This window comes from Pectobacterium cacticida (genome assembly GCF_036885195.1).
In the GTDB taxonomy this organism is placed as follows: Bacteria; Pseudomonadota; Gammaproteobacteria; order Enterobacterales; family Enterobacteriaceae; genus Pectobacterium; species Pectobacterium cacticida.
This window is the reverse complement of sequence record NZ_CP133656.1, coordinates 2119497-2145117: the sequence shown is the minus strand read 5'-3', so window position 1 is coordinate 2145117 and position 25621 is coordinate 2119497. Positions and strand designations below refer to the sequence as shown.

Sequence of the window (25621 nt, the reverse complement as noted above, 5' to 3'; positions counted from 1 at the left end):
GAGATTTTAGTCTAGAGGTTTTATCGTTAGAACATTATCCAACTGGTTCAGGCTGACTCGTGCTGGCTGCCCAAGATAGGCTTCAGGAATCTGGTCGCTCAGCCAGTAACGACCCGCGATAGAGACAAGCTCGGCGGCCAGGTGTGTACAAAATATCTGACTGTGAACATCGCCAGAGACGCCAGCGAGCGCTCGGCCGCGCATCATACCGTAAACATGAATATGACCATCGGCAATCACTTCAGCCCCCGCACTGACGCTATTCATCACGATTAAGTCACAGTTCCGCGCGTAAATCTGTTGGCCAGAGCGTACCGGCGTGCTGATCACTTTCGTTTTAACCGCAGCGGGAAGCGGAATGACTAGATCTGCCACCTGGCGTTGTGTTTTGCCTTCGTTCAGTAGAGGAAGACCGGCCTGCGTAATGGCTTTCTTTAAGGCATCATCGGTGCATCCGCTAACGCCAACAACATGAAGGCTAGTTGAGGCGATAGCCTGCTGTAATTTTATCCAATCAGTCTGCGCTGTTAATGCTGCGACATTAATGACAACAGGCGCATTTTTCAGGAAAGCGGGCGCTTGCTCTATTTTTTCCTGCAATGCCTGATAAATTACCTCTGGTTGGGAATCATACAAATGAACAACCGATAAGGTAAAACTGCTGCCTTTTAACTCTATTGGCGTTTGTGACATCTATCCTGACTCAGTTTCAGCATCTTTTAATCCCCAGAGTAGCATTTAAGGCATGATATTCCAGAGCGCTGTAAGCATGTTATAGTTACAATTATATACAGGCAAGATGGCATTCCCATCAAATAGAGTAAAAAAAATGTTTTGTGTGATCTATCGAAGCCCGAAACGCGATCAAACCTATCTTTATGTTGAGAAAAAAGACGATTTTTCACGGGTGCCTGATGCATTAATGAAAAGTTTCGGCGCGCCCCAGTTAGCCATGGTATTAACCTTGGATAAGCGCAAAAAACTGGCGAATGCCGATATTGAAAAAGTAAAACTGGCGTTGCAGGAACAGGGGTTTTATCTGCAAGTGCCGCCACCAGTAGAGAGCTTATTATCCACGTCAACGTCAGCGCGAAAATAAACCCAGGGCATCTTTTTCAGATAAAACCGAAAACCTCATGGGAGGCGAAATATCGTGTTCATTTATATCTCATCACGTATGGGAGATATTCACCCGTCATCCCCCTGTGTCAAAATTTAATGGATTCTTTTTAGGATGGCACTGCGCGTCTTCTTCAGGCCAGGCGATCGTCAGGCTGACGCCCCTAAATCTGTTGGGCGAACCCGTGTAGCGATGATATAACGATGGGTTTGCACCGCCGTGTTTTGTATCGTAGGTTTCCGTTGAAGAGCCTTATGACACGGTGAAGAGAGCACTAACCCAACAGACAGGGCAGGAGAGTAATCATGTATCAACATAGAGACTGGCAGGGCGCACTACTGGATTTCCCGGTAAATAAGGTGGTTTGCGTCGGAAGTAACTACTCAGAACATATCAAAGAAATGGGCAGTGCCACGCCGAGTGAGCCAGTATTATTTATCAAACCAGAGACTGCGCTGTGTGATTTACGTCAGCCAGTCGCTATTCCTAACAATATGGGTGCCGTTCACCATGAAGTCGAGTTGGCCGTGCTGATTGGCACGCCGTTGAAGCAAGCGAACGAAGAGCGCGTCGCACGGGCCATTGCCGGTTATGGCGTGGCATTGGATCTGACGTTGCGAGATTTGCAGGCCGAATTCAAGAAAAAAGGCCAACCGTGGGAAAAAGCGAAAGCTTTTGATGGTTCCTGCCCAATTTCTGGTTTTATTCCTGTTGCCGAATTTGGCGACCCGCAACAAACCGATTTAGGCGTAAAAGTGAATGATGAAGTCCGTCAGCAGGGGAATACGCGTGATATGATCACACCGATTCTGCCGCTGATTGCCTACATGAGCCGCTTCTTTACGCTGCGTGCGGGCGATATCATTTTGACGGGGACACCTAAGGGCGTTGGCCCGATTCTGTCTGGCGATATGTTGACGATCACGATAAATGATCGAACGTTGAGCACACGCGTTATCTAATGCTCCAGCTGCCCGTGTACAACGATGGGCAGCGATATATTCCCTTCGAATCCGCTAGAATTACGCATTTTTATTCATAAACGAAGTAAGTGGAAGGAACATGACTGAACGCCCTTTTTGGCAGCAAAAAACGCTGTCTGAGATGTCTGACGCTGAATGGGAATCGTTGTGTGATGGTTGCGGTCAGTGCTGTTTACATAAATTGATCGACGAGGATACTGAGGAAATTTACTTTACCAACGTTGCCTGCAATCAATTAAATATTAAAAGCTGTCAGTGTCGTAACTACGAAAAACGCTTCGAATATGAGCCGGACTGTATCAAACTGACGCGCGAAAATTTGTTAACGTTTAATTGGTTACCGAAGACCTGTGCTTACCGATTGGTTCATGAGCGTGAGGATTTACCAGCATGGCATCCGCTCATCAGCGGTTCTAAGGCCGCTATGCACCGGGAACGAATTTCTGTACGTCATATTGCTGTGCGTGAAAGTGAGGTCGTTGACTGGCAAGCGCATATACTCAACAAGCCGGAGTGGGCGGAATAGTTTGGCGGCGTCGCCCACTCGCGGTTAAAACCGAACGATCATCTGTTTATTTTGCCGATCATGTCACACTTTATCCGTGAGAAATGTGCTGCTGTTACCCTTTTAAATCGCTGCGTGTTGTATAATTTTAAAACAGTTAAACCAGCGAAGTAGGGGGAAGGCGTGATCAACTTTGAGAAAATCATTCTTGAATATAGCGAGCAATACACTGACTTTGCTGCCTCCACCATTGCTTTCATGGAAAGTCAGCAAAAAAAGATCGACGTAGAGGAAATCTCGCGAAGAATTCCACAGGAAAAGCGGCGTTTTTTCAGCGAACGCTTAGGCCATTATCGCGATATTTATAGGCCACAACAGTGACGGTGGCAATGTTGTGTGATGCAAGCGTCCTAAAGCCCGATGTTGCCATCGGGCTTTTTCGATCTCAACGACTGAAGAGGTCACGGCGCTTAGGACGTAAAAATTGAGTAATCAAAACCAGTACGGCAATCAACAGGTAAGCGGCGAAAATACCGACCAACCATTGCGGCATTTCCAGCGATAGGAAGGACCACTGGCGCTCAGAACAGTCCCCAGTTGCATTGAAAATACCGGGGAGCCATTGGTTCAATGGCAGCCATGACGGGAAACTGACGAAGAAATCGCAGGTGTTAAACGGGGATGGATGCAACAAAATGTCAGTATGCTTCCATGCTAACAGAAGACCTTCGTAGGCGCTGTAGATCCAGAGCAGGATGGCTGGATAACGCAGCGGTGTCGTCGGCGCGATGGCACCGATTATTCCGGCAGCAAACACGCCCCACAGTGCGCAGCGTTGATAGATACACAGCACACAGGGTTTTAACAGCATAACGTGCTGAAAATATAGCGCGACCAGTTCTAATGCCAAGGCAGTAAACGCCAGTAACAGCCACGCCCCACGCCCACGTGAGCAACGATTAAGGAATCGCAACATAAAAATATTCCCTGCTAAACATGATTGAAGCAGCAGTGTAAACCGTTCAGGCTTCACTGCCATCCTTTCACTACGCAAAATGTAACGGTGTACTTATTTAATGCTGTAATGTCATTTTATCTACCGAGACTACTATACACGATCGCGATTATGCGTGATTGTCCGGTATGGTCAAATCGGGTAAAGAAATCCAGTGATTATTTATCATGAAATCGGTAAATGGCATTAGCGTCAACTCAATGTGTAGTGACCCCATCTAGTAAACACAAATAGCAACAGTTGCTTCATCAAGTAGATACCGGCCACCATAAACACCAGCTACATATTGACATCAATTTTTCCTATTACTTCACACCACATCTGCCCTGAGCTGATCATTTCAATCATTATGGCTTGGAGCGCGCCGACCGCCGGGTTGGAGCGGATAACCTTTTAACGCCATGGCTAACGTAAAAATAAATTCTACGACTACTTATCAACCAGCCCCAAATGGGCTACAAACAAAGAAGAGCAGCGAGTTAATGAGTAGGAAGTAAAAATAGGGAGTTTTCCCCGTCTGGCGCGAGTCCCCGGAAATTTTTTAACTGCGTCCGGTGCAGTGAGATGGCGAACATGATGGATAATCAATCCTTTTTTGTGAGCATAGGTTGTCGGTTTTTTCATACTGTAAAAACTTTACAAACGATTGGGAGCCAATGGCTACACACGGTGGAAGGGCGGTTTACCGGCACGATTTTCAGGGAAAGGGCCAGCTAACTGAGCGCGGCGCTATATCATGATTCTATCGTCTGGTATTATGATTTGAGTTTTTCAGCAATCACCGCTACGGATTATCACACTCATGGTTATAAAGTCGCAAAGTCCGGCTGGATTCGCGGAAGAATATATCATCGAAAGTATATGGAATAATCGTTTTCCTCCTGGCTCTATTTTGCCCGCAGAAAGAGAGCTTTCCGAACTGATTGGCGTGACACGAACAACCCTGCGAGAGGTGCTCCAACGCCTGGCTCGCGATGGCTGGCTAACCATACAGCATGGGAAACCCACAAAAATTAATAATTTCTGGGAAACCTCCGGGCTGAATATTCTGGAAACGCTGGCGCGCCTCGATCACGACAGCGTGCCGCAATTGATCGATAACCTGCTTGCTGTACGCACGAATATCGCCGCTATTTTTATCCGAACCGCGTTACGCAATAACCCGGAAAAAGTGGGGGACGTGCTGCGCGACGCTCGGGTGGTCGACGACAGTGCGGACGCTTTTGCGCAACTTGACTACAACGTATTTCGCGGTTTGGCTTTTGCTTCCGGCAACCCGATTTATGGCCTGATCTTAAATGGTCTTAAAGGATTATATATTCGCGTCGGACGGTATTATTTTTCCAACCTTGAGGCGCGTAAGCTGGCGGTGGAATTTTATGGTCGATTAGACGCGCTACGCCGTGAAGGGACTTATGATCGGGTAATGGATATCGTCCGACATTATGGGAAAGAAAGCGGGGCGCTTTGGCAAAGTATGCAAAACGCCATGCCACGAGATATTGCGGATGTGCGTCGTTAAACGCATTGGCGCATCATGGATTGATCGTTTTAAGCGGATTCAGAGAAGCGAGAATCCGCAGGTAGGCCACTTCTTTTCGTAATGGAACGGTTTCCGTCACGGTGATAGCGTTTTGCGCGGCGGGCAGCGTTCAGTGAGTTCAACGCTACCGTCCGGGCTGACCTGTTCCAGATAAACGTCAAATCCCCACAGGCGGTGAACGTGTTTCATCACTTCCTGTCTGCTCTTATCCAGAGGGGCGCGATTGTGGGGAACATAGCGTAATGTCAACGCTCGATTGCCGCGCAAGTCCACATTCCAAACCTGAATGTTCGGTTCTAAATGACTCAAATTATACTGCGCAGAAAGCTCCTGCCGGATAATACGATAGCCTTCTTCGTCATGAATCGCCGCAATTTCCAGATAGTTATTCTGGTCATCATCCAGCACCGTAAATAACCGAAAGTCACGCATTACTTTGGGTGATAGAAATTGGCTGATGAAACTTTCGTCCTTGAAGTTTTGCATGGCAAAATGCAATGTATCCAGCCAGTCTTTACCGGCAATATCGGGGAACCAGTAGCGATCTTCCTGTGTCGGCGATTGACAAATACGCTTAATGTCCTGAAACATGGCGAAGCCGAGCGCATACGGGTTAATACCACTGTAGTACGGGCTATTGTAGGGCGGTTGGTAGATAACATTCGTATGGCTATGCAGGAATTCCAGCATAAAACGCTCGGTTATCCGGCCTTCATCATAGAGGTGATTCAGAATGGTGTAGTGCCAGAATGTGGCCCAACCTTCGTTCATTACCTGGGTCTGCTTCTGCGGATAAAAATATTGGCTGACTTTTCTCACGATACGCAGAATTTCACGCTGCCACGGCTCCAGCAGCGGCGCATTTTTTTCCATAAAGTAGAGCAAATTTTCCTGTGGCTCTTGTGGAAAACGCTTGGCCTGTTCTGCCGGCGCGTCCTGCTCGCGCCGTGGTAAGGTTTTCCACAGATCGTTAACCTGACTTTGCAGATAGGCCTCCCGGCTTTTCTGGCGCGATCTTTCCTCTTCCAGCGAAATTTTCTGCGGGCGTTTATAGCGATCTACGCCATAGTTCATTAGCGCATGACAAGAATCCAGCAGGCGTTCCACCTCATCCACACCATAACGCTCTTCACACTGCGCAATATACTGTCGGGCGAACAGCAAGTAATCAATAATCGAACTGGCATCGGTCCAACTGCGAAACAGATAATTACCTTTGAAGAAAGAGTTATGTCCGTAGCAGGCATGTGCCATTACCAACGCCTGCATGGGCAGCGTGTTCTCCTCCATCAAATACGCAATACAGGGATCGGAATTGATAACGATCTCGTATGCGAGCCCCTGTTGCCCTTGTTTATAACGCTGTTCGGTTTCGATAAATTTTTTCCCGAACGACCAATGTGTGTAGTTGATTGGCATTCCTATGCTGGAATAAGCGTCCATCATTTGTTCTGAAGTAATAACTTCAATCTGGTGAGGATATGTCTCCAGACGATAAGATTTCGCCACTCGATCAATTTCATCGAGGTAAACTTGCAATAACTCAAATGTCCAGTCCGGTCCATCACTCAGGCGTAGTGTTTTTTTAACCTGATTATCCATCGATATAGCCATCTGCGCGCCCCCTACGTGACTCACCTGCACGCAATCATGCAGATATCATTAATCGTAGCCCAATATGACAACATTGATGAGAAAATGGTGACATTGGTCATCACTACGCGGGGTAGCGTAGTGATGCTTTTTTCTAAGCTATTGCGACGGCAGCGATGTAATGCTGCCTTTGTGGTGTCGAGTGAGAAGGCGAGCGCGTATCGCTAGCAGCGCGGCACTGAGCATGACCAGCGCAAGTGATATCTTGGATGGTAAAGGGAGCGCCATGGCCACCAGCCCCAACCCAGCGCCGCCAGCCATTTGCACAAACCCTACCAGCGCCGATGCAATTCCTGCCTCGTTGGAATACGGTTCCAGCGCATAACTGGTGGCGGGGCCGATCAAAAAGGCCAGACCGGCACAGGCCAGCGCGACGGGCACCATATAGGCGGGCCAGGTATCTTGTAGCGCAGTGGGTAGGAGAACGACGCCGCCAAGTAGTGAAAGGCAGCCCATACCCATGAGTATACTGCCGATAGTCAGACAGTAGGGGCGGCCTACTTTACGGATAATACGGTTTGCCAGATAACTCACGAGCATGATCCAAAAACCGTTTGCGCCGAAGGCGATCGAAAAGGCCAATGGCGTGAGCTGCGCCTGATTCATTAATACGACGGGGGAGAAGGTGACATAGGTTAAAGCCATTCCCATGGCGCCGGCGTTAACAGAGGCGAACCCGCGAAATTGGCGATCGGATAACAAGCGAGCGTATTGACGTAGTGGTAAACCATGCACGGGTAGCGTGGAATCCGGTCGGGTTTCAGGCAGAAAACGAAGGCTGAGCGCCAGTACCGCTGTGCTATACCCGACGAGAAACCAAAATGGGGCCCGCCAATTGAAGGCTTCAGCCAACAGCCCGCCTAATAGCGGTGCCAGCGCAGGCACGATATTCAGTGTACCGTTAAGAAAACCATAGGCTTTCGCTGCTTCATCACCGTTCAGTGTGTCGCGCACGCTGCTAAAAATAGCGACGGCGGTACAACACACCGCCATGCCTTGTAACAGGCGGGAAAGAATAAACAGTGTGGCGTTAGTGGCGAGCGCAGCGATGATTGCGCCAATGAGATAAAGGATGATGCCAACCAACGCTATTGGGCGCCGTCCATATTTGTCTACCAGCGGCCCGGCCAGGAGCTGACCTAACCCCATGACCAAAATAAACAGCGCGACGGTGGATTGAATCAGCGCTTCAGGGCTGTTCAGTGCCACAGCAATGGCAGGAATAAGCGGCAAATAGATATCAATGCCCAGAGGGCCGAGTAACACCAGCGTTAAGAGAATCAGCACTAATCGTTGCATAACTAATATAGGTATCTGCATTGATGGGGCCGACAGGGTAATGCGCTGGCCGGTGTAAAGGAAGTGTTATATTTGTGACAAGGGCACAAATGGGCGTTTGTGTGGTAGCAGCGCTCTTGCCTCTGGCAGAACGGATCGCCACCTTTCAGCAGTTCACCGTCCTTGGGTCAGGTTCAGGCCGTTTCAATGCGGGGATAAAAGTCATGATTCTCGCGTTGCATGCGCTCATAGACCTTACGTAACACGTTATTGGCCTCGGCCCGGAATTCTCCATCATGGTCAATCAACTGTGCCGCCGTGTTCCAACGTCGAGAAAACGCCTCATAATCTGCGGCGATAGTTTGCATTTCATCCTGATAGTATTGGCTCATTCTCGCTAACTGGGCGTCATTGCTGCGCTGGAGCGAGGGGTAAAGTACGCGATCTTCTGCGGCAAGATGCAGTTTGATGGTTGAGCTCATGGCAATGATGGCGCGAGCAATATCAGCGGCGTTTTCTGTGACGCCGGCCTGTGTCAGGCGACGTAACGTCGCAATATTTGCGAGAATGTCGGCATGCTGCTGTTTAAATTTGTCAATGTTCATAAACGGCTCTCTGTACTGAAATAATGCTATAAAAATGCATTATAAATACATGTTTATATAAAAGCATCAACAGTGAGTTATCAGCCAGATAATCAGTAGATAACTGGCTAATAAATGCCCACTAATTCCCTAGGGTTTGTTTATGGAACAGTTCACGGAAGACCGGATAGATATCATCCTGCTCGCGAATATGTTGCATTGCGAAGTTATCGAACGTATTACGTAACGTTTCATATTCGCGCCAAAGCGTTTGATGTGAACGTCGGGTAATTTCGATATAGCTATAGTAGCGTACTCTCGGTAAAAGGCGGTTCGCCAGTATCTGGCGGCACAGGGGGGAATCATCGGCCCAGTTATCGCCATCCGATGCCTGTGCTGCATAAACGTTCCACTGTTCAGGGTCGTAACGCTCATGCATGACCTCCTCCATAAGCTTTAATGCACTTGAAACAATAGTGCCGCCGGTTTCTTGAGAGTAGAAGAACTCCTGTTCATCCACTTCCTTAGCCTGCGTATGGTGGCGAATATAAACCACATCCACGTTTTTATAATTTCTGCTGAGGAAGAGATACAGGAGAATATAAAAGCGTTTCGCCATGTCCTTCGTTGCTTGATCCATCGACCCTGATACATCCATCAAACAGAACATTACCGCCTGGCTTGAGGGTTCAGCCCGGCGCTCATAATTCTTGTAGCGCAAGTCAAACGTATCAATAAAAGGCACGCGGGCGATTTTCTGACGTAGGTCGGCGATTGCCTGGCGCAACCGTTCCTCCTCCAATAATTGTACGGGTTCGCTATGGGCCAATTGCGCGAGGGTTTCTTCCAGTTCATGCAGCGTGCGGCGTTTACCCGCAGTCATCGCCATGCGGCGTGCCAGTGAGTTTTGTAGCGACCGCACCACGCTGATATTGGCTGGAACCCCGTTAGCGGTATAGCCTGCACGATGGGTTTTATATTCGCTCATCTGCTGATGCTGCGTTTTTTTAAGGTTTGGCAGCGCCAGATCTTCGAACAACAAATCCAGATACTCATCTTTGGAGATCTGAAAAACAAATTCGTCTTCGCCTTCGCCATCTTGACTGGCGTCCCCCTGTCCGGCCCCTCCGCCGCCACCTCCTTGTGGCCGCTCAATTTTATCGTTCTGTACGAAATGATCGTTACCAGGATGAACGCGATGGCGACGTCCCCCACGCCCCTGGTGGAACATGGGTTCGTTAATGTCGGCATTAGGGATAGACACCGACTCACCGCTTTCAATGTCGGTCACCGAACGCTTATTAATGGCCTCGGAAATCGACTGTTTTATTTGTGACTTATAGCGGCGTAGAAAGCGTTGGCGATTTACCGCGCTTTTATTCTTGCCGTTTAGCCGCCTGTCAATAAAATAAGCCATGTTCCCTCCCACTGCTGTTGCCAGCCTCGTACGTCATTACGATGATTTCCTCACCCGTAGGTACCACTCGCATAGCAAACGCACCTGCTTCCGGGTATACCCTTTTTCCATCATACGATCGACGAAGTCATCATGTTTTTTCTGTTCGTCGGTGGAAGTCTTGGTATTGAACGATATCACCGGCAGTAGCTCTTCCGTGTTGGAGAACATTTTCTTCTCGATAACCGTGCGCAGTTTTTCGTAGCTGGTCCAGTTGGGGTTCCGTCCGCTGTGATTTGCGCGAGCACGGAGTACGAAGTTTACTATCTCGTTGCGGAAGTCTTTTGGGTTACTGATCCCCGCGGGTTTCTCGATCTTTTCCAACTCGGCATTCAGCGATTCACGGTCAAACAGTTGGCCGGTGTCCAGATCGCGGTACTCCTGATCCTGAATCCAGAAATCCGCATAGGTAACATAACGATCGAAAATGTTTTGCCCGTATTCGGAATAGGATTCGAGGTAGGCCGTTTGAATCTCTTTACCGATAAATTCGGCATACTTAGGTATCAAGTAGCCTTTCAAGTGTTCCAGATATTTCTCTGCCTGTTCTTGCGGGAACTGTTCGCGCTCGATTTGCTGCTCCAATACATAGAACAGGTGTACCGGGTTGGCGGCTACTTCGCCGTGATCGAAGTTAAAGACACGAGACAGGATCTTAAAAGCAAAGCGCGTCGACAGGCCGTTCATTCCTTCATCCACACCGGCGTAATCGCGGTACTCCTGATAGGATTTCGCTTTGGGGTCGGTATCTTTCAGGCTCTCCCCGTCATAAACCCGCATCTTAGAGTAGATGCTGGAGTTTTCCGGTTCTTTCAGGCGCGATAAAATCGAGAAGCGGGCCAGCGTTTCCAGCGTGCCGGGGGCGCAGGGCGCATGCGCTAGTTCACTGTGATTCAACAGCTTATCGTATATTTTGACCTCTTCGGAAACGCGTAGGCAATAGGGGACTTTGACGATGTAGACGCGATCGAGAAATGCTTCATTGTTCTTATTATTGCGGAATTGCACCCACTCGGATTCATTGGAATGCGCCAGAATAATCCCGTTAAAGGGGAGGGCGGCAATACCCTCGGTTCCGTTATAGTTACCTTCCTGCGTGGCGGTCAGCAGTGGGTGGAGCACCTTGATCGGCGCCTTAAACATTTCAACGAATTCCATAATGCCCTGATTCGCACGGCACAGTGCGCCAGAATAGCCGTAGGCATCGGGATCATTCTGTGCAAAATGCTCCAACTTGCGGATATCGACCTTACCGACCAGGGCTGAAATATCCTGATTGTTCTCATCACCCGGTTCGGTTTTCGCGATCCCTATTTGCGCCAGAATGGATGGCCATACTTTGACGACGCTGAATTGGGTGATATCTCCGCCGAATTCCTGAAGGCGCTTCGCTGCCCAGGGTGACATGATGGTGCCGAGATAGCGTCGTGGAATCGCATACTCTTTCTCTAATATCGCTGCATCTTCCTGTGGGTTAAACAGGCAAAGAGGGTGGTCATTGACCGGGCTACGTTCACCATTCGCACTGAGGACGTAAATGGGAACACGCTGCATAAGTGCTTTCAGGCGTTCCGCCAGAGACGATTTCCCGCCGCCCACAGGCCCGAGCAAATATAGGATCTGTTTCTTCTCTTCTAATCCCTGAGCGGCATGCCTTAGGTAAGAAACAATTTGTTCTATCGCCTCCTCCATCCCGTAAAATTCTTCAAAGGCCGGATAGCGAGCGATAATCCGGTTCGAGAATAGGCGCGATAGTCGCGAATCCTGGGCGGTATCCACCATTACGGGTTCACCGATAGCGGTTAACAATCTTTCTGCAGCGTTGGCATAGGCAGTGCGATCCTTCGCACAGATGTTAAGGAATTCCTGCAGAGTAAACGCTTCGTCCTTGGCAGCGTCATAGCGCTGACGGTAGTGATCAAATAGGTTCATAGCGATGCCCGTCCTTCGTCGATTAGCATAGATTAAGAGAGCGCGTAGAATATAGGCCTATTAATATTGCCCTCTGGAAGAAGACTGTTTCTTAGCCCAGCAACCCTCATGCCAACTTACAGCATCAGAGTATTGTGATTTAATTCATACAAGCTGGACGGGAAATGTCACCTTCTATAATTAAGCGTAGTTTGCATTCGTAAAATTGCCTCTCGTCCTCGGACATATTTTTAAGATATTTCAAGGACTCACTTTCAGAAAAACCCGTGTAACATTATAGAGAATCAGCGTTTGGCCTTAAATGCGCTGCCTATTCCGCTGTCACGGAGGTGAAAATCATCGATGGGTAGGTTATTCATTCATGCTATTTTTATATAGCCCAAACGTAAATGTGTGTAATTAACTATCATGTTTCATAATAATTATCTGTTATAGGAAATAGAAACTGTGAAAAGAATGCAACTCTCTAGGCTAGCTGCACTACTATTGGGCCTTGGCCTGCTGCCTTCAGTCTATGCCGACGGTGTATCGCTGGGCCTTGGCGCTGTGGGTTCAAATTCCATCTACCGTGGTGTTGATAATGATGTCTATCCGCTTCCTGTACTGAATTATGAAAGTGAAAAATTTTATTTCCGTGGATTAGGGGGCGGGTACTACCTATGGAATGAAGGAGCAAATCGACTCTCTTTAACGGCTTACTATCTGCCTTTGGGTTTTAAACCCGGAGATAGCGACGATCCGCGCATGAAGCAGTTAGATAAACGCCGCGGGACGTTAATGGCGGGGGCGGCCTATCGGCATATTGCCGATTGGGGGGAAATCCGTACCGTGCTGGCAGGCGATACGCTGGATTACAGCAACGGCTTCGCGTGGGATACCGCTTATCTTTACCGTTTCTCAATGGGAGATTTGAGTATCACACCGGGTATTGGCGCGACCTGGTTCAGCGAAAACATGAACCAATATTATTATGGCGTTAGCGGCAAAGAGTCCGCGCGCTCCGGTTTTAATCAGTATAAACCGGGTGATGGTTGGGCACCGTATCTTGAGCTGAGTGCTGGATATAAGATCAATGCTCAGTGGAGCGCCTGGGCCGTTGGCCGCTACACGCGGTTGTCTGACGAGACGAAAGATAGCCCAATTGTTGATAGCAATCATAGCGTCTTAATGAGTGCTGGCGTCAGCTATCGTTTCTGATTGAATGCCTGCACATAGTGCACTTGCCGTACAATAATGGGGTGATGTCACCCCATTTGCACGTTTATAGTGCGCTAAAAGCTATGCTACGGTGATCATCAATAAGGGAGGTGCGCATGACAAAAACTTTCGGTATTTCCAACGCAGCCCATACGCCCAAAACGATTCGTTTTCCCGATGGCACTCGTGTCCCGGCCATCGGCCAGGGAACATGGTTCATGGGTGAAGATGCGCTGATGAAAGCGCAAGAGGTGGCGGCGTTGCAGGCCGGTCTCGATCTCGGGCTATCGGTGATTGACACGGCTGAAATGTATGCGGACGGCGGGGCAGAGCGGGTGGTCGGCGAAGCAATACGCGGACGTCGTGACAGCGTGTATCTGGTATCCAAAGTTTACCCGCATAACGCAGGCGGCGATAAAGCAATACAGGCGTGTGAACGCAGCCTGAAACGATTGCAAACGGATCATATCGATCTTTATCTATTGCACTGGCGCGGGACTATTCCATTAGTCGATACGATCATCGCCATGGAGCGATTGCAGCAGGCAGGTAAAATCGGCCAGTGGGGCGTGTCTAATTTCGATCTAAATGACATGCAGGCGCTATGGTCATTACAGGGAGGGAAGCGCTGTATGACGAATCAGGTGCTATACCATTTGGCGTCGCGCGGTATTGAATTTGATTTGTTACCGTGGTGTCAGCAACAGTCGCTTCCCGTGATGGCATACTGCCCGCTGGCGCAGGCGGGGCGGCTGCGTGAGGGACTGTTTTCACATCCGCTGGTGAATCACATGGCGCGTGAAAAAGGCATCACGCCCGCTCAACTCTTATTAGCTTGGGTTATTCGTCAGCCGGGGGTGATTGCGATCCCTAAAGCGAGTTCCGTTGCGCATGTTCAGGAAAATGCGAAGGCCCTAGGGGTGATGCTCTCGATGGAGGATTGCGCGCAGTTAGATCAGGCTTTTCCGCCGCCGACGCACAAACTGCGGCTGGATGTGGTATAGAGGCAAACAAACGCAGGATCAAGGGGGCGGGAAGCGGCCCCCGATGAACGTAGAAAAATCGAGATTATTTTTTAATGCGAATTACCGTTGCCAGGCGCGCTGGCGCTTTTGTTGCTGCCTCAAAGGGTTGACCGATCCGAGCGGTTTCCACACATACAAACGTTTTATACCCGTCGTCTGGCATATCGCTAATAGTACGCGAGAGTGCTGCACCAGGGTTCCACGCGACGACATCGCTATGATGCTCATGGTGAATTTCAATGACGCGTTTCAGCCCTGCGTCATGAATCACGCTGGTCTCCTGCGGCTGGGTATAAATACGGTCAGTACGATCGGTGAACACCAGATCGCCTTGCTGAGACGCCTGTTTGCCCCCATCGACTTTATCAATGTAGGAATCGCCCAGACCCGCAATGCGAATATCGCTGATATCGCCGATGTTGAAATAGGTGTGTAGCGCGCTGGTAATGCGATAATCGCCATGCGCTTCCAGTTCAATACCGCATTCCTTACCCAGCTTGAAGCGGGCAATAAGCGTAAATTCATGCGGCCAACTCTGACGCGTTTCTTCATTGTCGCGCAGCGTGAATGTGAGTTGTACGCCATGCCGATCCTCACTGTGGGCGGTGAATTCCCATGGCAACAGGCGGGCAAAACCATGGTTAGGTTCTGCGAAGGGGCCAAACCATGGGAAACAAATCGGTATCCCACCACGGATTGCGACGTGGTGAGTAAAAGGCGAATTGTCACTTAACCAGAGCACGGGTTCTTCGTTCGTCGGTTGCCAGCTGAGCAGGTGCGCACCTTGTAATGCGACAGCAGCACGAACTTCTGGGTGCTCAACGACGATAATCGGTAATTGGCCCAACTGACGTTGACTCAGCGTCTCGTTGATCTGTTTGGTGATGGGGAGCGAGAAAAGGGTGTTATGCATGATAAGGCCTTTTTTGATTTTTTTCGTTGTAAAACAAATCTGCAATTAATAATAAAAAAGGGCGACATCGCGTCGCCCTTTTTTCACCGAATCATCGCCGACGCTTATTTTGCAATGTGCGCGATCAGATCCAGGACTTTGTTTGAGTAACCTGTTTCATTGTCATACCAGGAAACCAGTTTCACAAAGTTGTCGCTCAGTGCGATACCGGCTTTGGCATCAAACACTGATGTCAGTGTTTCACCGTTGAAATCGGTAGAAACAACGTCGTCTTCAGTGTAACCCAGTACGCCTTTCAACTCACCTTCAGAGGCAGCTTTGATTGCGGCACAAATTTCTTTGTAAGACGCTGGTTTTTCCAGACGCGCTGTCAGGTCAACAACCGATACGTTAGGCGTAGGAACGCGGAACGCCATACCTGTCAGTTTACCGTTCAGTTCAGGGATGACTTTACCTACGGCTTTCGCTGCGCCAGTAGAAGAAGGGATGATGTTCTGAGACGCACCGCGGCCGCCACGCCAGTCTTTATGAGACGGGCCATCAACGGTTTTCTGCGTTGCAGTGGTCGCGTGAACGGTCGTCATTAGCGCTTCAACGATGCCGAAGTTATCGTTAATCACTTTTGCCAGCGGAGCAAGGCAGTTAGTGGTGCAAGACGCGTTAGACACGATGTCCTGGCCGGCGTAAGTTTTGTGGTTAACGCCCATTACGAACATTGGCGTATTGTCTTTGGAAGGCCCTGTCAGAACGACTTTTTTCGCGCCAGCAGCGATGTGTTTACGCGCAGTTTCGTCAGTCAGGAACAGGCCGGTCGCTTCAGCAACGATATCGACGTTGGCTTCGTTCCATTTCAGATTGGCAGGATCGCGTTCTGCGGTAACACGGATGGTTTTACCGTTAACAATCAGGTGGCCATCTTTAACGTCAACGGTGCCGTTGAAACGACCATGTGTGGAATCGTACTTCAGCATGTACGCCATGTAATTCGCATCTAACAGATCGTTAATTGCAACAATCTCGATGTCAGAACGTTCTTGCGCGGCGCGGAAAACAATACGGCCGATACGGCCAAAACCGTTGATACCTACTTTGATAGTCATATATTCCACCAGCTATTGGTTTGTGAATAGTGAGTAAAAGGGTTGGTTGTAAAATTACAAAAACCTTGCTGAGCGTCAAGCGGAATCGTGTCAATAGTTGCGGTAAGTCAAACCTATGACTAATCCTTGTACGAAAACCGATTGAACCTGTAACTTAGTAACATCTAAGACTGATATTGGGGCGAAACGTATCATATAAAGCCCATGTGTTCTCTATATGTGATGCATGTCACAATTAAAGGCTCATGCTTAAAACATGCAGAGGATTAAGTGATAACAGTCTACCAGATTGTTAAGCTCTTGTTATAATCGACAGCCTAACGAATTGATGCTCCAGCTGTGAGACTTTCATGATTAACGACTCTGCTACACCAACACCTTCCGATGATACAGAATTGACTGAGATGCAGCGCTATGTCACTCAGCAACGCGGTACGGAACCCGCATTTTCAGGCAAGCTACTGCATAACAAACGCACCGGCATCTATCACTGCCTGTGTTGTCAGGCCCCACTATTTTATTCCGATAGCAAATATGATTCAGGTTGCGGTTGGCCAAGTTTTGATCGGCCTGTTGCCATTGATGCCATTCGCTATCTGGAAGACGATTCGCACAATATGCGTCGTATTGAGATTCGCTGTGGGCAGTGCGATGCGCATCTGGGCCATGTCTTCCCTGATGGCCCCCCAACCACTGGCGAACGTTATTGTGTTAATTCCGCCTCGCTGAGCTTTATCGACAAGGCGAATGGCGAGCGCATTGATGGATAAGCTTTAAACGATTCAGCCATTCTTATGAAAATACAAATGTTATGAGAATGCAAATGTTGCGATATGCCATGAATATCTGGACTATAATCGTTGCGCGAGTAAAGCGCTGTATTTTCTTGGAGCAGAAATGGGTATGGAACTCAATGAGTTGATTGACGCCATGACGCCAACCATTTACCAACGGATAGTGACGGCCGTGGAACTGGGTAAATGGCCGGATGGGGTCGCATTGACGCCTGAACAGAAAGAGAACTGTCTGCAAATGGTTATGCTGTGGCAGGCTCGCCATAATACGCAGGCTGAACACATGACGATTGGCACTGATGGTGAAATTGTGCTGAAGAGCAAGCAGGAACTAAAGCGTCAATTTACGCAAGCCGATGCGATTGTTAGGCTAAAGCCAGATGCATAAACGGCATATTTAACCCGGCGACGCCCGTTACCGATAATCAGCGGATTGACGGTAGAGTGGCAAGGAACCGCGTTATATCTGTTAGTATTGCCCCCCGCTGCGCCATCTCTTGTAGTGCCGCATCGCTGTCGTTAGGTAAGAGGTTTACACCACGACAGCCATCTACCAGCACCTCGGTGTGGTATCCCAAGTCTATGGCATCTAACACGCTGAACTTTACGCAATAATCTGTTGCCAGCCCCATTATCGTCAGATGGGTAATCTGGTGAGCGCGTAGCCATGCATCCAGATCGGTTTTAACCCGATGTCCGTTATCGAAAAAAGCGCTATAGCTGTCAACCTCAGGCTGAGTCCCTTTTCGCACAATCCACTGAATGGCAGACCGATGTAATGCCGGATGGAGGTCTGCGCCTGCTGTGTGCTGTACGCAGTGAACGGGCCACCATACCTGCGGTAATCCATTTAATTCACCGGTATCGCCGATGCTGGCATGTGCATTAGCAGCAAAACTACCGTGATTAGCAGGATGCCAATCCTGACTGGCGATTATCGTAACGCCTGCCGCCTCGCAGGCATCAATGGCACGGTTGGCAATATCAATAACGCGATCGCCCTCCTTAACGGCCAATGAACCACCAGGACAAAAATCATTTTGCAAATCAATCAGTAGCAGTGCTTTTTTCATGGACAGCTCCGTGATGGATCGAGGTACAGTGATAAATCAAACCCAATCACCATCAGCAATAATGACGATGATTGAGCCAATTAATATGAATATTAGCGAACGTCCCCACAGGGGAGGCAAAATGCATATCGATTTTGCGGATCGTTGAAATTATTCATGAGGGAAGGTTGTGCGCGCACCACCTCCGCCAACTGTGCAACCGGTGCGGGCAACATGGATTGAACGGCAACAGGTAATAATGCATAAACTGAGGCATTCACCTGATTCAACATCGTATCGAACAGACCCGGCGATTCGGCATACCAATTCAATTGATATTGATCCAGCTTCGCCAGTTTAGCGGCTAATTTCACTGCATCATCAAAATCACCTAGCTGATCGACCAGGCCATTTTCTTTCGCATCGCTACCCACCCAAACGTGCCCTTGAGCGATTTTATCGATTTGCTCCGGCGTTTTTTTACGCGACTGTGCCACAATATCAATGAAATTTTTATAGCCACGTTCAATACTTAGCTGCATCATCTGTGAAAACTCCGGAGGCAGCGACTTGGTGATAGACAGATCGGCCAATGGAGAAGTGGCTATGCCATCGGTGTGGACGCCAAGACTTTCCAATGAATTTTCAAACGTAGTAATTACGCCAAAAATACCGATGGAGCCGGTTAACGTAGCAGCGCTGGAGATTATCGCGTTCGCTGGCGTGGAGATCCAGTACCCTCCTGATGCCGCCATTCCTCCCATGGAAACCACAATAGGCTTGCCTGCCGAGCGAAATGCCATCAATTCCGAGCGAATCTGTTCCGAGGCTGTAACACTACCGCCGGGACTATTGACGCGCAGTATCAGCGCTTTTATTTTGGGATCGAGTCGGGCGGCGCGAATCTGTGCGGCCGTGGTAGCACCGCCGACCATTCCTGGTGCTTCCGGCCCGTCAATGATGGCTCCGTTGGCAAAGATAACCGCAATCTGATTAGCGTTTTGCCCCTGCGGTTTAAGCGCGTAGTCGTAGATGCTGGTGGAATTATAATTATTTTTTTGGCTATTCCAGCCAAAGACTTTAATCAGTGATTGTTCCGTCTCGGAGTGTGATGCGACGACATCGACCAGCTTATTATCTAACGCATAGCGAGCGGTATCGCCCTGAACGGCCTGTAAACCGGCAATTATACCTGCTGCGCCGGGGAAGAGTTGCTGCGGCGTGATCTGGCGATTAGCGGAGACGGTGTTTAAATACTGTTGCCATAGTGCGTTAACCCAGCGTCCATCCGCATCACGGGCGGCTGGTGACATATCGTCACGCAAATACGGTTCTACGGCGGATTTATAGGTTCCCACCCGGAAGATGTGGGTGGTGACTTTCAGTTTGTCGAGGAGGGACTTGAAGTAGAGATTATTGGTGGCGAAACCGTGCAGATCAACACTTCCCTGTGGCGTTAATGACACGGTATTAGCAAAACTGGCTAAATAATATTGCGCCTGACTGTAGCTGTCACCGATGGCATAAATAGGCTTACCGCTGTCACGAAATTCACGCAGTGCCTTGCCAATATACTGAAGGGAGGGTTGGTCGGCGCCGGTAAAATCGCTGAGATCCAGCACCATACCCGTGATGTTGTCATCTCCCTTTGCCTGACGGATGCCGTCGACAATATCAAACAGTGAGTTTTCCTGACGTCGATTGCTCGATGCGCCGAAGAATTCGCGCCCTAATTGACGTAGCTTGTTATTAACCGTCGGTTTATCAACCACCACACCCGAGAGATCGACGAGTAACGCCCCCTTCGTGGCCGGTTCCGGCGTCGATTTTACTTGCAAGTAAATTCCAACGCCGACAAAAAGTAACGCGATAAGGAAAAGGTTAAGAATAAATTCCCTGATGAAATTGAGTAGACGCCATGTCCACGTAAACAATCTGCTAAAAATTCGCCACAGTGTGCGCATGATATCTCCATGAACGGGTAAAACAGCGTGTGCCCTGAGGCTCCCCTTTGCCTCAGACAAAGGATGAAGCATTAGGTATGCTAATATCCTAAAGAGCGGACAGTGAAAAGTCAGCATTAAATCGCCATAGAATCATACACCGCCGGGGTTATCTTGTAACAAAACTTCTACTTGTGCTAACGTGGCCCGCGATGTTGCGGTGCACCCCTTTCTCTCATTGAAATGGGGTGTGGCTAGGAACAATAAATAATATTGTCAGACTGGGGATACATAATGGATGCGCTTGAATTGCTAGTGAATCGTCGTTCGGCCGCGCGCCTTACCGCACCGGCACCTAAAGGTGACGCACTGGAAAACATCATCCGCGCCGGTATGCGCGCGCCGGATCACGGTGGCATGCAGCCATGGCGCTTTTTTTTGATTGAAAATGACGGCTTAGATCGCTTTAGTGCCTTATTGGCGCGAGCGGCGCAGCTGGAAAATCTGGATGAAGCCGGTATCAATAAGGCGCGTCAGGCACCTTACCGGGCACCGTTGATTATCACCGTGGTGGCGCATTGTGAAGACAATCCGAAAGTCCCTCGCTGGGAGCAAATTGTGTCCGCCGGCTGTGCCGTTCAGGCTATGCAAATGGCCGCCGTGGCGCAAGGGTTTAATGGCATCTGGCGTAGCGGTGCCTGGACGCATAATACGTTGGTACGTGAGGCATTTGGTTGTCGGGAACAGGATGAAATCGTTGGTTTTCTTTATCTGGGAACGCCACAACTCAAGGCTTCGACCACGGTCGCGCCCTGTGCCACTGAAGCGTTCGTGCGTCACTTCTGATCGTTTTCGTTGAGTAATATTGTTTTTATCCATTTTACTATCCACTTTCCCGCCCATCGCGCGGGACTTGTCCAGTCTGCTTAATGGTGAATAATGCGACTCTTTATTGCCGAAAAGCCTAGCCTAGCGCGGGCAATTGCAGACGTATTACCCAAACCGCATCGGCGAGGCGATGGCTTTATCGCCTGTGGTCAGCATGATGTTGTCACATGGTGCGTAGGGCACCTTTTGGAGCAGGCGCAGCCAGAGGTCTATGATGCGGGATACGCGCGCTGGTCCCTAGCCGATCTCCCTATTATTCCGCAACAATGGCGATTGCAACCGAGAGCCTCGGTGAGTAAACAACTCAGCACCATAAAAAAACTTCTCAATGAGGCCACAGAGGTGGTTCACGCTGGCGATCCAGATCGGGAAGGGCAATTGCTTGTGGATGAGGTATTGGAATACCTTGCGCTTTCAGAAGAGAAACGCCAAAAAGCGCGCCGCTGTTTGATCAACGATCTCAACCCGCAGGCGGTCGAACGCGCGGTGTCCCGCCTGCGTGAAAACAGGGAGTTCATTCCGCTCTGCGTATCGGCATTGGCGCGTTCTCGTGCTGATTGGCTTTACGGTATTAATATGACTCGCGCCTACACGTTATTAGGCCGCAGCGCCGGCTATGACGGCGTGCTATCGGTCGGCCGCGTACAAACACCCGTGCTGGGGCTGGTGGTACGGCGCGATGAAGAGATCGAAAACTTTGTTCCCAAGGATTACTTTGAAGTAAAGGCGCATATCGTGACGCCTGCCGATGAACGTTTTGTCGCGCTTTGGCAGCCCAGCGAGTCTTGTGAGCCTTATCAGGACGAAGAAGGGCGTTTACTACATCGAGCGCTGGCAGAACATGTCGTCAAACGTATTGAAGGCCAGCCGGCAGTCGTTATCAACTACAATGACAAACGGGAATCGGAAATCGCGCCGCTGCCTTATTCGCTCTCAGCGTTACAGATTGAGGCGGCTAAACGCTTCGGGCTGAGTGCACAGCAGGTGCTGGACGTATGCCAGAAACTGTATGAAACGCATAAATTGATTACCTATCCGCGTTCTGACTGCCGCTACCTGCCAGAGGAGCATTTTGCCGGGCGCCATGCCGTTTTAAACGCCATATCCGTCCACCAGCCTGACTTGTTGCCTCAGCCGGTAATGGATGCAGATCGGCGTAATCGCTGCTGGAACGACGGTAAAGTCGATGCCCACCACGCAATCATTCCTACCGCCCGTAGCGCGCGTGTCTCACTGACGGAAAACGAGCGCAATGTGTATGGTTTAGTTGCGCGGCAGTACCTCATGCAGTTCTGTCCAGACGCGGTGTTCCGTAAATGCGAGATTGAACTGGATATCGCAGGCGGTAAATTCATTGCTAAAGCACGCTTTCTGGCGGAAGCCGGTTGGCGCACGCTGTTGGGGGGTAAAGAACGGGACGAAGAGAACGAAGGCACGCCGTTGCCTGTCGTGGCAAAAGGGGACGCGCTACTGTGTGAACGTGCTGAGGTGGTTGAGCGACAGACCCAGCCGCCGCGACCGTTCACCGATGCGACACTGCTTTCGGCGATGACCGGGATTGCTCGTTTTGTGCAAGATAAAGCGCTGAAGAAAATACTGCGAGCGACCGATGGTTTAGGTACAGAGGCAACGCGTGCGGGCATCATCGAATTACTGTTTAAGCGTACATTTCTGTTTAAGAAAGCGCGTTACATTCATGCGAGTGAAGCTGGGCGCGCATTAATACATTCCTTGCCGGACAGCGCGGTGCATCCCGACATGACGGCGCATTGGGAGGCTACACTCACTAAGATCAGCGAGAAACAATGTCGCTATCAGGATTTTATGCAACCGCTGACGAACAGCTTACATACGTTGATTCAGCAGGCAAAACAACAGGGTACACAGAGTGCGTTCAAAGGGCTTACTACGCCGCCAGCAGGGGCTTCCAAACGACGTAAGGCTCGAACGACGAAAACCAAGGGGTCAAAGTGATGAAATCGTTAGTGTCTTTCTGTTTCGCCAGTGTGATGTTACTGCCGATGTTGGCGCAGGCAAATCGTGGTGGGGCGGATATTGTCGTTCCCGTGCCATCGGAAGTGTGGGGTACCGCCACGACGGTCCGCGAACAAAGCAATAACTGTCTACGTTGTTGCGTATATGAAAACCGTAATTATTCAGAAGGGGCGGTGATAAAAGCCGAAGGGGTTGTGCTGCAATGCATGCGAGACAAACAGACGCTGGGAACGAATAACTTAATATGGCAGGTGCTCAAGCCATCGCCCTAAATAACGTGGCTGAGTCTATCCCCGCCGAAGCCTTCATTTTCAGCGGGGTGCGGTGCGCGCTCTCAGTGTGAATTTGCTACCTCTTGCCCTATACGCGTTCTAAAACGGCACACGTTACAATGCAAACTGCGCCCAGATAGGAGCGTGGTCGGAAGGTTTTTCCATACCTCGAATCGCGTAGTCAATACCGGTTGCAACGCAGCGTTCAGCCAGGAACGTGCTGGCGAGAATCAAGTCGATACGCAGGCCCCGGTTGTCATCAAATCCAGAAGAGCGATAGTCGAACCACGAGAAGCGATCGTTGCTGTCGGGGTTAGCGGCACGAAAGGTGTCGACAAGCCCCCAGCCTTGCAAACGCGCCATCCATTCTCGTTCTTCGGGCAGGAAAGAACATTTACCGGTGCGCAACCAACGTTTACGATTCGCTTCGCCGATGCCGATATCCAGATCGGTGGGGCTGATATTGACATCACCCATCACTATCAATGGTTGCGTGGGGCTGTGGTGCTGTTCCAGATAGTGTTGCAGGTCCTGATAAAAACGCATCTTGGCCGGGAATTTCACCGGGTGATCCCGGCTTTCGCCTTGGGGGAAGTAACCATTAACAACGGTGAAAGTCCCGTGTTCGGTCGTAAAGTCGGCCATGATAATGCGCCGCTGGGCATCGGCTTCATCTGTCGGAAAACCGCGGCGTACCGCAATAGGCGGGGTTTTACACAGAAGTGCGACACCGTAGTGACCCTTTTGTCCGTGATAATAAACATGGTAGCCATATTGGCTAACGTCGTCTAACGGGAACATGTCATCGTGGACTTTGGTTTCTTGCAACCCGATGACATCCGGTTGGTGCTGTTCAATAATGGCGGCCAACTGATGAGGGCGCGCCCGCAGGCCATTGATATTAAAAGATACAACTTTCATGTTCGCTGCCATTAACTAAAAAATGTGGCCAAATGGTAGCAGAAAACGGAACCCGTCGTCACGGTGAGGCTTCATGGCCGTTTCACGTAGCGAGCTGGCGCACTGTGGCCTCAGCGGTTGTTGGTGAAGTAGATGAAAATGATTGAAATAAGCTTCACTTATATTCAGTTGAACTTAGCGCTTGTCGGCCGCTATACTGCGCTCCTCGCAGGAGAGAGAGCGGTCATGAAATGACGCTCCGCCGAAGGCGCAAACTCCCATAATCGCTCAGGCTACCCTAACTGCGAATTCCATTAGCGCCAACTGGAGAGAGGTTGCGATGCAACCCACCGAAGGGGCAAGCAGCTCTGCTGCGTAACTCTCAGGTAAAGCGGACAGAGGGAGTGGCACATTTCACAGGATAACTTGTGTGCTGACTTACATCTATCTGATAGCCATTACGGCGGAAGGTATGTCTGGGGCGCTCGCCGCCGGACGACGCAATATGGATATTTTTGGCGTAGGCATGATAGCGTTCATTACCGCGCTTGGCGGCGGCACCGTACGCGATATTCTCCTCGGTAATTATCCCATCGGCTGGACGCAACATTCCGGCTATATTTATCTCACCATCGGTGCTGGTCTTTTTACGATTATCGTTGCGCGCGTTATGCATCATTTACATCGCTTCTTTCTGGTGCTGGATGCCATGGGGTTAATCGCTTTTACCATTATTGGCTGCAATGTGGCGCTAAAACTACATTATTCGTTAACCGTAGTCGTGATGGCGGGCATTGTCACAGGCATATTTGGTGGCATCTTGCGTGATATCTTTTGCAATCGCACGCCAATGGTATTGAAAAAAGAGCTGTATGCCTGCGTTTCACTTTTGGTTGCCCTGTTATATCTGGGGCTAAAGTCGCTTAATATCGATCACGATATTAACCTGTTAGCGTCCTTTACTATCGGCCTGGCTGTGCGATTGGCGGCTATTCGCTGGTCATGGCAACTCCCGGTTTTTTCGTATGTTCCTGGGCGTTGGAAAGGGAGGGAATAAACTCTATTTGTCTGCGGTTTTGTCGAACCTTGGTCGAAGGTTCTCACCTTCCCCTGATGAGGATCTGATGCTTTGGCGTTGGGATGATGTTAGGAGATGCTGCGTTGAGATGGTGGTGGGGGAAGGATAACTCGGTGCTTCGCACCTCACCCTTCGGGTCAACGCTACGCGTTGCTCAAAACCGTACCGGTTTTGTCGAACCTTGGTCGAAGGTTCTCACCTTCCCCCAATGAGGATCTGATGCTTTAGCGTTGGGATGACGTTCGGAGATGCTGTATTGAAATGGTGGTGGGGGAAGGATTCGAACCTTCGAAGTCTGTGACGGCAGATTTACAGTCTGCTCCCTTTGGCCGCTCGGGAACCCCACCACTGGCCTTACTGCGAGAGGTTTTCCCTCAAGCGGGGCGCATCATATC

25 protein-coding genes, 1 tRNA gene, 1 other RNA gene, 1 pseudogene and 1 riboswitch are annotated in these 25621 nt (G+C 49.8%); of the genes and pseudogenes, 13 read left to right on the top strand and 15 right to left on the bottom strand.

Going from position 1 to position 25621, the window contains the following annotated elements; all coding sequences use genetic code 11:
- Nucleotides 1-6: 6 nt before the first annotated feature.
- Complete coding sequence (gene minC / locus RFN81_RS09905; protein WP_264495691.1) at nucleotides 7-693, bottom strand: septum site-determining protein MinC; 687 nt, start codon at nucleotides 691-693, stop codon at nucleotides 7-9.
- Nucleotides 694-829: 136 nt separating this feature from the next.
- Here minC and RFN81_RS09900 point away from each other — a divergent pair, with 136 nt between their 5' ends.
- From RFN81_RS09900 to RFN81_RS09885, 4 genes are all read left to right on the top strand, one after another.
- Nucleotides 830-1099 carry a YcgL domain-containing protein gene (locus RFN81_RS09900; protein WP_264495690.1) on the top strand — a complete coding sequence of 90 codons (270 nt, stop codon included), beginning with the start codon at nucleotides 830-832 and terminating at the stop codon, nucleotides 1097-1099.
- A gap of 326 nt (nucleotides 1100-1425) precedes the next feature.
- Nucleotides 1426-2082 carry a fumarylacetoacetate hydrolase family protein gene (locus RFN81_RS09895; RefSeq protein ID WP_264495689.1) on the top strand — a complete coding sequence of 219 codons (657 nt, stop codon included), beginning with the start codon at nucleotides 1426-1428 and terminating at the stop codon, nucleotides 2080-2082.
- Nucleotides 2083-2182: 100 nt separating this feature from the next.
- Complete coding sequence (locus RFN81_RS09890; protein WP_264495688.1) at nucleotides 2183-2629, top strand: YcgN family cysteine cluster protein; 447 nt, start codon at nucleotides 2183-2185, stop codon at nucleotides 2627-2629.
- 162 nt (nucleotides 2630-2791) lie between these two features.
- Entirely contained in the window at nucleotides 2792-2989 is a 198-nt protein-coding gene (locus RFN81_RS09885) for a DNA polymerase III subunit theta (RefSeq protein WP_264495687.1), read from the top strand.
- A gap of 64 nt (nucleotides 2990-3053) precedes the next feature.
- Here RFN81_RS09885 and dsbB read toward each other — a convergent pair whose 3' ends face one another.
- The gene (dsbB, locus tag RFN81_RS09880) at nucleotides 3054-3584 is read right to left on the bottom strand and encodes a disulfide bond formation protein DsbB (RefSeq protein WP_264495686.1); all 531 of its coding nucleotides are present in this window, start codon (nucleotides 3582-3584) and stop codon (nucleotides 3054-3056) included.
- Nucleotides 3585-3839: 255 nt separating this feature from the next.
- A pseudogene (nhaB, locus tag RFN81_RS09875) lies at nucleotides 3840-4198 on the bottom strand (sodium/proton antiporter); the annotation flags it as partial.
- Nucleotides 4199-4425: 227 nt separating this feature from the next.
- Between nhaB and fadR the strand changes: the two are divergent.
- The gene (gene fadR / locus RFN81_RS09870) at nucleotides 4426-5145 is read left to right on the top strand and encodes a fatty acid metabolism transcriptional regulator FadR (RefSeq protein WP_264495685.1); all 720 of its coding nucleotides are present in this window, start codon (nucleotides 4426-4428) and stop codon (nucleotides 5143-5145) included.
- A gap of 96 nt (nucleotides 5146-5241) precedes the next feature.
- On the opposite strand, the gene RFN81_RS09865 is transcribed toward fadR, so the two are convergent.
- From RFN81_RS09865 to yeaG, 5 genes are all read right to left on the bottom strand, one after another.
- Entirely contained in the window at nucleotides 5242-6780 is a 1539-nt protein-coding gene (locus tag RFN81_RS09865) for a SpoVR family protein (RefSeq protein ID WP_264495684.1), read from the bottom strand.
- Between the two features lie 138 nt (nucleotides 6781-6918).
- Nucleotides 6919-8118, bottom strand: coding sequence for a multidrug effflux MFS transporter (locus tag RFN81_RS09860; protein ID WP_264495683.1), 1200 nt, complete (start codon nucleotides 8116-8118; stop codon nucleotides 6919-6921).
- 173 nt (nucleotides 8119-8291) lie between these two features.
- Complete coding sequence (locus tag RFN81_RS09855; protein WP_264495682.1) at nucleotides 8292-8702, bottom strand: hemerythrin domain-containing protein; 411 nt, start codon at nucleotides 8700-8702, stop codon at nucleotides 8292-8294.
- Between the two features lie 121 nt (nucleotides 8703-8823).
- Nucleotides 8824-10098, bottom strand: coding sequence for a YeaH/YhbH family protein (locus RFN81_RS09850; RefSeq protein ID WP_264495681.1), 1275 nt, complete (start codon nucleotides 10096-10098; stop codon nucleotides 8824-8826).
- A gap of 36 nt (nucleotides 10099-10134) precedes the next feature.
- Complete coding sequence (yeaG, locus tag RFN81_RS09845; RefSeq protein ID WP_264495680.1) at nucleotides 10135-12069, bottom strand: protein kinase YeaG; 1935 nt, start codon at nucleotides 12067-12069, stop codon at nucleotides 10135-10137.
- Between the two features lie 447 nt (nucleotides 12070-12516).
- Between yeaG and RFN81_RS09840 the strand changes: the two genes are divergently transcribed.
- Nucleotides 12517-13266 carry a MipA/OmpV family protein gene (locus RFN81_RS09840; RefSeq protein ID WP_319800173.1) on the top strand — a complete coding sequence of 250 codons (750 nt, stop codon included), beginning with the start codon at nucleotides 12517-12519 and terminating at the stop codon, nucleotides 13264-13266.
- Between the two features lie 116 nt (nucleotides 13267-13382).
- Nucleotides 13383-14270, top strand: a complete 888-nt coding sequence (locus RFN81_RS09835) for an aldo/keto reductase (protein WP_264495679.1) — start codon at nucleotides 13383-13385, stop codon at nucleotides 14268-14270.
- A gap of 64 nt (nucleotides 14271-14334) precedes the next feature.
- On the opposite strand, the gene RFN81_RS09830 is transcribed toward RFN81_RS09835, so the two are convergent.
- Both RFN81_RS09830 and gapA read right to left on the bottom strand, forming a co-directional pair.
- Nucleotides 14335-15204 (bottom strand): D-hexose-6-phosphate mutarotase, encoded by an 870-nt coding sequence (locus RFN81_RS09830; protein WP_264495678.1) that lies wholly within the window; start codon nucleotides 15202-15204, stop codon nucleotides 14335-14337.
- Between the two features lie 104 nt (nucleotides 15205-15308).
- Entirely contained in the window at nucleotides 15309-16304 is a 996-nt protein-coding gene (gapA, locus tag RFN81_RS09825; protein ID WP_264495677.1) for a glyceraldehyde-3-phosphate dehydrogenase, read from the bottom strand.
- Between the two features lie 350 nt (nucleotides 16305-16654).
- On the opposite strand from gapA, the gene msrB reads away from it, so the two are divergent.
- Together msrB and RFN81_RS09815 are read left to right on the top strand one after the other, a co-directional pair.
- Complete coding sequence (gene msrB / locus RFN81_RS09820) at nucleotides 16655-17074, top strand: peptide-methionine (R)-S-oxide reductase MsrB (protein ID WP_264495676.1); 420 nt, start codon at nucleotides 16655-16657, stop codon at nucleotides 17072-17074.
- Between the two features lie 133 nt (nucleotides 17075-17207).
- On the top strand, nucleotides 17208-17486 hold the full coding sequence (locus RFN81_RS09815) for a YeaC family protein (RefSeq protein WP_264498933.1): 279 nt from the start codon (nucleotides 17208-17210) through the stop codon (nucleotides 17484-17486).
- A gap of 37 nt (nucleotides 17487-17523) precedes the next feature.
- On the opposite strand, the gene pncA is transcribed toward RFN81_RS09815, so the two are convergent.
- Together pncA and sppA are read right to left on the bottom strand one after the other, a co-directional pair.
- Complete coding sequence (gene pncA / locus RFN81_RS09810) at nucleotides 17524-18171, bottom strand: bifunctional nicotinamidase/pyrazinamidase (protein ID WP_264495675.1); 648 nt, start codon at nucleotides 18169-18171, stop codon at nucleotides 17524-17526.
- A 92-nt stretch (nucleotides 18172-18263) separates the two neighbouring features.
- On the bottom strand, nucleotides 18264-20114 hold the full coding sequence (gene sppA / locus RFN81_RS09805; RefSeq protein WP_264495674.1) for a signal peptide peptidase SppA: 1851 nt from the start codon (nucleotides 20112-20114) through the stop codon (nucleotides 18264-18266).
- A gap of 273 nt (nucleotides 20115-20387) precedes the next feature.
- Between sppA and RFN81_RS09800 the strand changes: the two genes are divergently transcribed.
- The 3 genes from RFN81_RS09800 (at nucleotide 20388) to RFN81_RS09790 (ending at nucleotide 23248) form a co-directional block, all read left to right on the top strand.
- On the top strand, nucleotides 20388-20939 hold the full coding sequence (locus tag RFN81_RS09800; protein WP_264495673.1) for an NAD(P)H nitroreductase: 552 nt from the start codon (nucleotides 20388-20390) through the stop codon (nucleotides 20937-20939).
- Between the two features lie 93 nt (nucleotides 20940-21032).
- Nucleotides 21033-22955: a DNA topoisomerase III gene (locus RFN81_RS09795; protein ID WP_264495672.1), complete on the top strand. Its 1923-nt coding sequence runs from the start codon at nucleotides 21033-21035 to the stop codon at nucleotides 22953-22955.
- Complete coding sequence (locus RFN81_RS09790) at nucleotides 22955-23248, top strand: YnjH family protein (protein ID WP_264495671.1); 294 nt, start codon at nucleotides 22955-22957, stop codon at nucleotides 23246-23248. Before RFN81_RS09795 ends, RFN81_RS09790 begins: the two co-directional genes overlap by 1 nt.
- Before the next feature lie 114 nt (nucleotides 23249-23362).
- Here the strand turns inward: RFN81_RS09790 and xthA are convergent, their stop codons facing one another.
- Nucleotides 23363-24169 (bottom strand): exodeoxyribonuclease III, encoded by an 807-nt coding sequence (gene xthA, locus RFN81_RS09785; RefSeq protein WP_264495670.1) that lies wholly within the window; start codon nucleotides 24167-24169, stop codon nucleotides 23363-23365.
- A gap of 293 nt (nucleotides 24170-24462) precedes the next feature.
- Nucleotides 24463-24557: riboswitch (glycine riboswitch) on the top strand.
- Nucleotides 24558-24578: 21 nt separating this feature from the next.
- Here xthA and RFN81_RS09780 point away from each other — a divergent pair.
- The gene (locus RFN81_RS09780; RefSeq protein ID WP_264495669.1) at nucleotides 24579-25205 is read left to right on the top strand and encodes a trimeric intracellular cation channel family protein; all 627 of its coding nucleotides are present in this window, start codon (nucleotides 24579-24581) and stop codon (nucleotides 25203-25205) included.
- A gap of 110 nt (nucleotides 25206-25315) precedes the next feature.
- Here the strand turns inward: RFN81_RS09780 and RFN81_RS09775 are convergent.
- Nucleotides 25316-25445: non-coding RNA, RtT sRNA (locus RFN81_RS09775), on the bottom strand.
- A gap of 43 nt (nucleotides 25446-25488) precedes the next feature.
- Nucleotides 25489-25573, bottom strand: a tRNA-Tyr gene (locus RFN81_RS09770).
- Nucleotides 25574-25621 lie beyond the last annotated feature (48 nt).

Coding starts and splice junctions, on each gene's coding strand:
- minC (WP_264495691.1), bottom strand. CDS start 693: ATGTCACAAACGCCAATAGAGTTAAAAGGCAGCAGTTTTACCTTATCG.
- RFN81_RS09900 (WP_264495690.1), top strand. CDS start 830: ATGTTTTGTGTGATCTATCGAAGCCCGAAACGCGATCAAACCTATCTT.
- RFN81_RS09895 (WP_264495689.1), top strand. CDS start 1,426: ATGTATCAACATAGAGACTGGCAGGGCGCACTACTGGATTTCCCGGTA.
- RFN81_RS09890 (WP_264495688.1), top strand. CDS start 2,183: ATGACTGAACGCCCTTTTTGGCAGCAAAAAACGCTGTCTGAGATGTCT.
- dsbB (WP_264495686.1), bottom strand. CDS start 3,584: ATGTTGCGATTCCTTAATCGTTGCTCACGTGGGCGTGGGGCGTGGCTG.
- fadR (WP_264495685.1), top strand. CDS start 4,426: ATGGTTATAAAGTCGCAAAGTCCGGCTGGATTCGCGGAAGAATATATC.
- RFN81_RS09865 (WP_264495684.1), bottom strand. CDS start 6,780: ATGGCTATATCGATGGATAATCAGGTTAAAAAAACACTACGCCTGAGT.
- RFN81_RS09860 (WP_264495683.1), bottom strand. CDS start 8,118: ATGCAACGATTAGTGCTGATTCTCTTAACGCTGGTGTTACTCGGCCCT.
- RFN81_RS09855 (WP_264495682.1), bottom strand. CDS start 8,702: ATGAACATTGACAAATTTAAACAGCAGCATGCCGACATTCTCGCAAAT.
- RFN81_RS09850 (WP_264495681.1), bottom strand. CDS start 10,098: ATGGCTTATTTTATTGACAGGCGGCTAAACGGCAAGAATAAAAGCGCG.
- yeaG (WP_264495680.1), bottom strand. CDS start 12,069: ATGAACCTATTTGATCACTACCGTCAGCGCTATGACGCTGCCAAGGAC.
- RFN81_RS09835 (WP_264495679.1), top strand. CDS start 13,383: ATGACAAAAACTTTCGGTATTTCCAACGCAGCCCATACGCCCAAAACG.
- RFN81_RS09830 (WP_264495678.1), bottom strand. CDS start 15,204: ATGCATAACACCCTTTTCTCGCTCCCCATCACCAAACAGATCAACGAG.
- gapA (WP_264495677.1), bottom strand. CDS start 16,304: ATGACTATCAAAGTAGGTATCAACGGTTTTGGCCGTATCGGCCGTATT.
- msrB (WP_264495676.1), top strand. CDS start 16,655: ATGATTAACGACTCTGCTACACCAACACCTTCCGATGATACAGAATTG.
- RFN81_RS09815 (WP_264498933.1), top strand. CDS start 17,208: ATGGAACTCAATGAGTTGATTGACGCCATGACGCCAACCATTTACCAA.
- pncA (WP_264495675.1), bottom strand. CDS start 18,171: ATGAAAAAAGCACTGCTACTGATTGATTTGCAAAATGATTTTTGTCCT.
- sppA (WP_264495674.1), bottom strand. CDS start 20,114: ATGCGCACACTGTGGCGAATTTTTAGCAGATTGTTTACGTGGACATGG.
- RFN81_RS09800 (WP_264495673.1), top strand. CDS start 20,388: ATGGATGCGCTTGAATTGCTAGTGAATCGTCGTTCGGCCGCGCGCCTT.
- RFN81_RS09795 (WP_264495672.1), top strand. CDS start 21,033: ATGCGACTCTTTATTGCCGAAAAGCCTAGCCTAGCGCGGGCAATTGCA.
- RFN81_RS09790 (WP_264495671.1), top strand. CDS start 22,955: ATGAAATCGTTAGTGTCTTTCTGTTTCGCCAGTGTGATGTTACTGCCG.
- xthA (WP_264495670.1), bottom strand. CDS start 24,169: ATGAAAGTTGTATCTTTTAATATCAATGGCCTGCGGGCGCGCCCTCAT.